Annotated in this window: 8 protein-coding genes; 2 read left to right on the forward strand and 6 right to left on the reverse strand. The window is 62.2% G+C overall.

The genetic code is table 11. From position 1 onward, the window contains the following. Positions 1-3 precede the first annotated feature (3 nt). Complete coding sequence (rimM, locus tag NCS67_RS09330) at positions 4-750, reverse strand: ribosome maturation factor RimM (protein WP_034472683.1); 747 nt, start codon at positions 748-750, stop codon at positions 4-6. A gap of 54 nt (positions 751-804) precedes the next feature. After that, positions 805-1,059, reverse strand: a complete 255-nt coding sequence (gene rpsP, locus NCS67_RS09335; RefSeq protein ID WP_008342343.1) for a 30S ribosomal protein S16 — start codon at positions 1,057-1,059, stop codon at positions 805-807. Positions 1,060-1,299: 240 nt separating this feature from the next. Here rpsP and NCS67_RS09340 point away from each other — a divergent pair, with 240 nt between their 5' ends. Continuing rightward, positions 1,300-1,803 (forward strand): TM2 domain-containing protein, encoded by a 504-nt coding sequence (locus tag NCS67_RS09340; RefSeq protein WP_250434990.1) that lies wholly within the window; start codon positions 1,300-1,302, stop codon positions 1,801-1,803. Between the two features lie 4 nt (positions 1,804-1,807). Here NCS67_RS09340 and NCS67_RS09345 read toward each other — a convergent pair whose 3' ends face one another. Both NCS67_RS09345 and NCS67_RS09350 read right to left on the reverse strand, forming a co-directional pair. Continuing rightward, positions 1,808-2,935, reverse strand: coding sequence for a PA0069 family radical SAM protein (locus tag NCS67_RS09345; protein ID WP_250434991.1), 1,128 nt, complete (start codon positions 2,933-2,935; stop codon positions 1,808-1,810). Between the two features lie 68 nt (positions 2,936-3,003). Continuing rightward, on the reverse strand, positions 3,004-3,492 hold the full coding sequence (locus NCS67_RS09350) for an Lrp/AsnC ligand binding domain-containing protein (RefSeq protein WP_008342349.1): 489 nt from the start codon (positions 3,490-3,492) through the stop codon (positions 3,004-3,006). 132 nt (positions 3,493-3,624) lie between these two features. Between NCS67_RS09350 and NCS67_RS09355 the strand changes: the two genes are divergently transcribed. After that, positions 3,625-4,917, forward strand: coding sequence for a D-amino acid dehydrogenase (locus NCS67_RS09355; protein WP_034472691.1), 1,293 nt, complete (start codon positions 3,625-3,627; stop codon positions 4,915-4,917). 59 nt (positions 4,918-4,976) lie between these two features. Here the strand turns inward: NCS67_RS09355 and NCS67_RS09360 are convergent, their stop codons facing one another. Beyond that, on the reverse strand, positions 4,977-6,767 hold the full coding sequence (locus tag NCS67_RS09360) for an acyl-CoA dehydrogenase (protein WP_250434992.1): 1,791 nt from the start codon (positions 6,765-6,767) through the stop codon (positions 4,977-4,979). A gap of 103 nt (positions 6,768-6,870) precedes the next feature. Beyond that, the coding region (locus NCS67_RS09365) for an electron transfer flavoprotein subunit alpha/FixB family protein (RefSeq protein ID WP_250434993.1) at positions 6,871-7,113 on the reverse strand (243 nt) is incomplete at its 5' end.

Raw genomic sequence — 7,113 nt, forward strand, 5'->3', positions numbered from 1 at the left:
TGTTCAATAATCGGCGTCCCAGTCGACGACGATACGCTTCGCCGCCCGGTCCACCGTCTTCACATATACGCCGACGAACGGAATGAGCCGCTCGCCGGTGACGGGCGCGCCGTCCTTGTTCGTATCCGGATACTCGATCCGCAGAATGGAATGCGCGCCGTTGTCGATAAGATCGGCGACGCGACCAAGCGCAACGCCAGCTTCATTTTCGACATCGAGGCCGATCAGATCGACCCAGTAAAATTCGTCGTCGCTGTCGAGCTTCGGGAAATCGCCACGCGCGATATTCACCGTATGGCCCTTCAGCGCGAGCGCCGCATCGCGGTCATCGCAGCCGGCCAGACGCGCGACGATGGTATCGGCGTGCACTTTCGACTGCAGGCAGCGCGCGGACTTGCGATCGCGGCCTTTGACGAGCCACCAGCGTTTGGCGCTCAGCAGCGCGTCGCCGCCCTGCTTGCCGTTCGCGTGCGGAACGATCTTGACCCAACCCTTCAGACCGTACGCATCGGCGATAAAACCGACTTCGACGGCGTCTTCGGGCAAAGCCTCGACCCGCTCGATTGCGGCTTCCGGCTGAATGCTGCCTTTATCGCTGCCTTTGTTGCTACCCGAAACGTCGCCCGCCACGCGGCGCGCGCCCGGCTTGCGGACGAACGCGCCAAACGTGGCGGAACTTTCATCTTGCCCCGGCTTCGTTCGGCCGATGTTTTCCGATGCGCGGCCGGATTCAGAATCGCGCGCGGACATCGGCGAACCTTTGGGCAGGTTTCGAGCGTTTACTACAGCGTCGGCTCAGCGAACTCAAGCAGCCGGCTGGGCTTGCTGAGCTTGCTTGACGAGACGCTCGACGGTCGGCGACAGTTGCGCGCCAACGCCTTGCCAGTACGTCAGGCGATCTTGCGCGATGCGCAGCGATTCGCCCTTGGTCGCGACCGGGTTGTAGAAACCCACGCGCTCGATGAAGCGGCCGTCACGGCGGCTACGCGAGTCGGTTGCGACGATGTTGTAGAACGGGCGCTTCTTCGAGCCGCCACGAGCCAAGCGGATGATGACCATGCTGAAATCCTTGAAAACCGGGGTTCGGAACAACGAGAACAGGCGATTATAGCCGGATTCCGACGCTCTAACAAACACTTAACGCATTTTTTGCATGTGACGCCAAGTTCGGCAAGAATTCGGCGCGTTGCCGGATACCGGAAATCACGCCGATGCGGCAACGTGCCATGGGCGGCGTGCTCGGCGGTAGGCGTAAAATGTCAGACCGGCGTCCGCCTCAATCCACCACCGCTTTCGCTGATGACTTCCTCGTCCGTCGCCACGCAATCCGGCTCCAAGCCGGCCGGCAAGCAGGTTCCGCCATACTTCCGCTCGAAAACGCTGACCGCCGCGCTGGCGTTCCTGTTCGGCTATATCGGACTGCATCGCTTCTACCTCTATGGAATGCGCGACAAGTACGGCTGGGCGCATATCGTCGGTATCGTAATGGGTGCGTTCGGCTATCTGCTGCTCGCCGAAACGGAGCGCACGTCGATTCTCGGCTGGGCGCTGGCGTTTCCCGGGTCAATCTCGCTGCTTGCGGCTTTCCTCTCCGCGCTCGTCTACGGCCTGCGCCCGGACGCCAAGTGGGACGCGCAATTCAACGCGCACACGGGACGCGAAAGCCGCTCCGGTTGGACCGTGATCTTCGTCGTGATCTTTTCGCTGCTGATCGGCGCATTTCTGCTGATGACCGGTCTCGCGCTCACGTTCCAGACTTATTTCGAAGGCCAGGTCGCAGCCGCGAAGACTTTGTCGCAATAGAACGTCAGAACAAATCGAGCTGCGGGCTCGCCGGCGGCGACGGCCGTTTCGCCGGTCGCTGAAACTCGGACATATCGAGAATCCCGCGCTGTCTTGCATTAAGCCCAAGACGTTTCGTCGCCTTCTGAAAGCGCTGTTTCAGCATGTCGGCCCAAAGGCCCTCGCCTTTCATGCGCTTCGAGAAATCCGAGTCGTAATCCTTGCCGCCGCGCATATCGCGCACGCGGCTCATCACGCGGTCCGCGCGGTCGGGAAAATGCGCGGCGAGCCAATCCTTGAAGAGCGGCGCGACTTCCCATGGCAGACGCAGCACGATATAGCTCGCGGTCGTCGCGCCCGCCTCTGCGCACGCTTCCAGCACACGCTCCAGGTCCGGCTCCGTCACGAACGGAATGACCGGCGCGATGCTCACGCCCACTGGAATGCCCGCCTCCGCGAGCGTGCGAATCGTGCGCAGACGCCGCGAAGGTGTAGCCGCGCGCGGTTCGAGCGTGCGCGCGATATCGGCATCGAGCGTGGTGACTGTGATCGCCGCCATCATCTGGCCGCGTTCGGCCATCGGCGCGAGCAGGTCTATGTCGCGCTCGATCAGCGAGCTCTTCGTGATCGCCGCGAACGGATGGCCGCAGTCGTGCAGCATCTGAATGACGCGCCGCGTGAGTTGCAGATCCCGTTCGACCGGCTGATACGCGTCCGTGTTGACGCCGAGCGCGATTGGCTCGGGCTCGTAGTTCGGCTTCGCCAGTTCGCGTTCGAGCAATTCGGGCGCGTTGATCTTCGCGTAAATGCGGCTTTCGAAATCGAGGCCGGGCGACAGTCCGAGATAGCTGTGCGTCGGACGAGCGAAACAGTAGATGCAGCCGTGCTCGCATCCGCGATAGGGATTGAGCGATACCGAGAACGGAATATCCGGCGAACTGTTGCGCGTGAGGATGGTTTTGGCGCGCTCTTCGAACACCTGCGTGCGCAGCGGCGGTGCGCTCTCGTCCTCGGCATCCGCGGCGTGCAGCCAGCCGTCGTCGACGCGCTCGCGCTCGTCCTTCTCGTAGCGGCCCTGGATGTTCGTGACCGCGCCGCGCCCCTTCAACGGAGCGGGCGGCGCGACGGGATATTCACGATCCGGCGATGACATTTGCGACAAAATCCAACGATTGATACTGTACAAATATACAGTATCGACGTTTCGTCGCAAGCGAAAAATCACGTCTCGACGAGAATCTTCAGCGTCTCCTTGATCTCCTCCATCACCACATAGCTCTTCGACTGAACCGCGCCCGGCAGTTGCAACAGGATGTCGCCGAGCAGCTTGCGATAGTCCGCCATTTCGCCGATCCGCGCCTTGATCAGATAGTCGAAATCGCCCGACACGAGATGACACTCGAGCACTTCGGGAATCTTCTGCACTTCGCGCCGGAACTGCTCGAACATGTTGCCGCTTTTGTGATCCAGCGTGATCTCGACGAACACGAGCAGCGCCGCGCCGAGTTCGGTCGGATTCACGCGCGCGTAATAGCCGACGATGACACCGTCGCGCTCCATGCGTTTCACGCGCTCGATACACGGCGTCACGGACAATCCGACGCGCTCCGCCAGATCCTTCATCGCGATGCGGCCGTCCTCCTGAAGGATGTTCAAGATCTTGTGGTCGAGCTTGTCGAGCGTGCGGACCGGATTTCGCTGCGTTCGCATTTCTTTTTCCTAAAAATCGACCAAATACAATAACTAAAACTGCTTTGATCTCAATACTATAGGCGATAACACTAGACGGACAGCGTGTCGCAGGTTTGGCCGGCTGTCCAGCGAAATCGAATTGGAGATCACATGCGAATCGTTATTCTCGGAAGCGGCGTCGTCGGCGTGACGAGCGCGTATTACCTTGCTCGCGCCGGCCACGAAGTCACGGTCATCGATCGCGAAGCCGGCCCCGCGCTCGAAACGAGTTTCGCGAACGCCGGACAGATCTCTCCCGGTTATGCATCGCCGTGGGCCGCGCCGGGCGTGCCGCTCAAAGCCGTGAAGTGGATGTTCGAAAAGCACGCGCCGCTCGCGATCCGCCTCGACGGCACGATGAATCAGTTGCAATGGATGTGGCAAATGCTGCGTAACTGCACGCAAGATCGCTACACGGTGAACAAGGGCCGCATGGTCCGCCTCGCCGAATACAGCCGCGACTGCCTGCAGGCGCTGCGCGCGGACACGGGCATTTCCTATGAAGGCCGCACGGGGGGCACGCTGCAACTGTTCCGTACGCAGCAGCAATTCGATGGCGCGGGCAAGGACATCGCCGTGCTGAAAGACGCGAACGTGCCGTTCGAGCTGCTCACCGCAGACGAACTCAAGAAGGCCGAACCCGCGCTCGCCGCCGTGTCGCACAAGCTGACGGGCGGTCTGCGTCTGCCGAACGATGAAACCGGCGACTGCCAGATGTTCACCACGCGGCTCGCCGCAATGGCCGAAGCGCTCGGCGTCAAGTTCCGCTACAACACGTCGATCGACGCACTCGCCGTCGCGAATGGCCGCATCGCCGGCGTGCAGTGCGGCAAGGAACTGGTGACGGCGGATTCGTACGTCGTCGCGCTCGGCTCGTATTCGCCGAAACTGCTCGGCGATCTCGTCAAGATTCCGGTCTATCCGCTGAAGGGCTATTCGATTACCGCGCCGATCGTCGATGCGAACCGCGCGCCTGTGTCGACCGTGCTCGACGAAACGTACAAGATCGCGATCACGCGTTTCGACGACCGCATCCGCGTGGGCGGCATGGCGGAAATTGTCGGATACGACAAGAAGCTGAAAGCGGCGCGTCGCGAAACGCTCGAAATGTGCGTGAACGACCTCTTCCCGGGCGGCGGCGACACCACGAACGCCACGTTCTGGACCGGCCTGCGCCCGATGACGCCTGACGGCACGCCGATCGTCGGCCGCACGCCGGTGCCGAACCTGTTCCTGAACACGGGCCACGGCACGCTCGGCTGGACGATGTCGTGCGGCTCCGGCCAATTGCTCGCCGATCTCATGTCCGGCAAGCAGCCCGCGATCCGCGCGGACGACCTTTCGGTGCATCGCTATTTCGGCGACGTCGGCGTGAAGACGCGTCCGGGATACGCGAACGCGTAATTCGCGTTGTCGCATCAAAGCAAAGCAAAGGCGCCTTCGATGAAGGCGCTTTGTCGTTTCTAGAACTGATCTTCGCTGAGTGCGAGCACGCCTTCCCCGCCGTTCGCGCTGATGATGGACGCCTCGATCCCAGGAGCCAGCGACAGAATGTGCTCCGCGAAAAACTCGGCTGTCGCGATCTTCGCGGAATGAAAGCGCTCGTCTTCCGCGCGCTTCGCCTGCGAGACGAGCATCGCGCGCGCCATCTGCCATCCGGACAACACGATGCCCGCAAGCCGCAGATACGGCACGCTGCCCGCGAACACCGCGTTCGGGTCGCTCTTGAACTTCGCGACGATGAACTCGATCGCGCGCGCCAGCGACAGACTTCCCGCGCTCAAATGTCGATGCATCGACTTGAACGGCTTGCCATCCACTTCGGCGAGCGCGGCGATCGTCTGATCGATCTGCGCGAGCAGCGCTTGCGCCGCACGGCCACCATCGCGCACGGTCTTGCGGCCGACGAGGTCGTTCGCCTGAATCGCCGTCGTGCCTTCGTAGATCGGCAGAATGCGCGCGTCGCGATAATGCTGCGCCGCGCCCGTCTCCTCGATGTAGCCCATGCCGCCATGCACCTGCACGCCGATACTCGCGACATCGACCGACATTTCCGTGGAAAAGCCCTTCACGATCGGCACGAGATATTCGTAGATCGCCTGATGACTCTTCCTCGCGTCATCGTCCGGATGGCCGTGCGCGAGATCGCTGTGCGACGCTGCGACGTAGGCGAGCGCGCGGGCGCCTTCGGTGTAGGCGCGCATCGTCGAGAGCATGCGGCGCACGTCGGGGTGATGGATGATCGTCACCGGCTCCTTCGCGCTGCCATCGACGGGACGGCTCTGCACGCGCTCCTTCGCGTACGCGACCGCCTGTTGATACGCGCGCTCGGCGATCGCGACACCCTGCATGCCGACCGCAAAACGCGCCGCGTTCATCATGATGAACATGTATTCGAGGCCGCGATTCGCCTCGCCGATCAGATACCCGGTCGCCCCGCCGTGATCGCCGTATTGCAGCACGGCCGTCGGGCTCGCCTTGATGCCGAGCTTGTGCTCGATCGACACGCAATGCACGTCGTTGCGCTCGCCGAGCGAGCCGTCGTCATTGACGAGGAACTTCGGCACGAGAAAGAGCGAGATGCCTTTCACGCCCTCGGGCGCATCGGGCGTGCGCGCGAGCACGAGATGGACGATGTTCTTCGCCATGTCGTGTTCGCCGTACGTGATGAAGATTTTCGTGCCGAAGACCTTGTACGTGCCATCGCCCTGCGGCTCGGCCCGCGTGCGCACAAGCGCGAGATCGGAACCCGCCTGCGGCTCGGTGAGGTTCATCGTGCCGGTCCATTCGCCGCTAATGAACTTCGGCAGATAGCGCGCCTTCTGCTCGTCGCTGCCGGCGGTGAGGAGCGCCTCGATTGCGCCGTCGGTGAGCAGCGGGCACAGCGCGAAAGAGAGATTCGCCGAGTTGAGCGCTTCGATGCACGGCGTCGCGATGAGCTTCGGCAAGCCCTGTCCGCCGAAGTCCGCCGGATGCACGACGCCTTGCCAGCCGCCTTCCGCGAACTGGCGGAACGCGCTCTTGAAGCCGGGCGTCGTCGTGACTTCGCCGTTCGCCCAGGCGCTTGGATTGCGATCGCCTTCGACGTTCAGCGGCGCGATTACTTCGCTGCAAAAGCGCGCGGCTTCTTCGACGACGGCCTGCGCCGTATCGAAGCCCGCGTCTTCGTGACCGGGCAGCGCGGCGATGCGGTCGATATCCGCCAGCTCCTTCACTACGAACAACATGTCCTTGACGGGTGCGCGATAGCTCATCGTCCTGTCTCCTCCTGTTTCAATTTTCGGGTACAAAAAAAGGGCGCAACGTTCGTCGCGCCCTTTCTTATTTTTTGGTGAGTGTTCGACTCACATGGCGCGGTTAGCCGAGCTCTTTCACCAGTTCCGGCACGACCGAGAACAGATCGCCGACGAGACCGTAATCGGCGACGCTGAAGATCGGCGCTTCGGGGTCTTTGTTGATCGCGACGATGACCTTCGAGTCTTTCATGCCGGCCAAGTGCTGAATCGCGCCCGAGATGCCGACCGCAACGTACAGTTGCGGCGCGACGATCTTGCCGGTTTGACCGACCTGAAAGTCGTTCGGGACATAGCCGGCATCGAC

The sequence above is a fragment of the Caballeronia sp. ATUFL_F2_KS9A genome (assembly GCF_023630765.1).
Taxonomy (GTDB): Bacteria; Pseudomonadota; Gammaproteobacteria; order Burkholderiales; family Burkholderiaceae; genus Caballeronia; species Caballeronia zhejiangensis.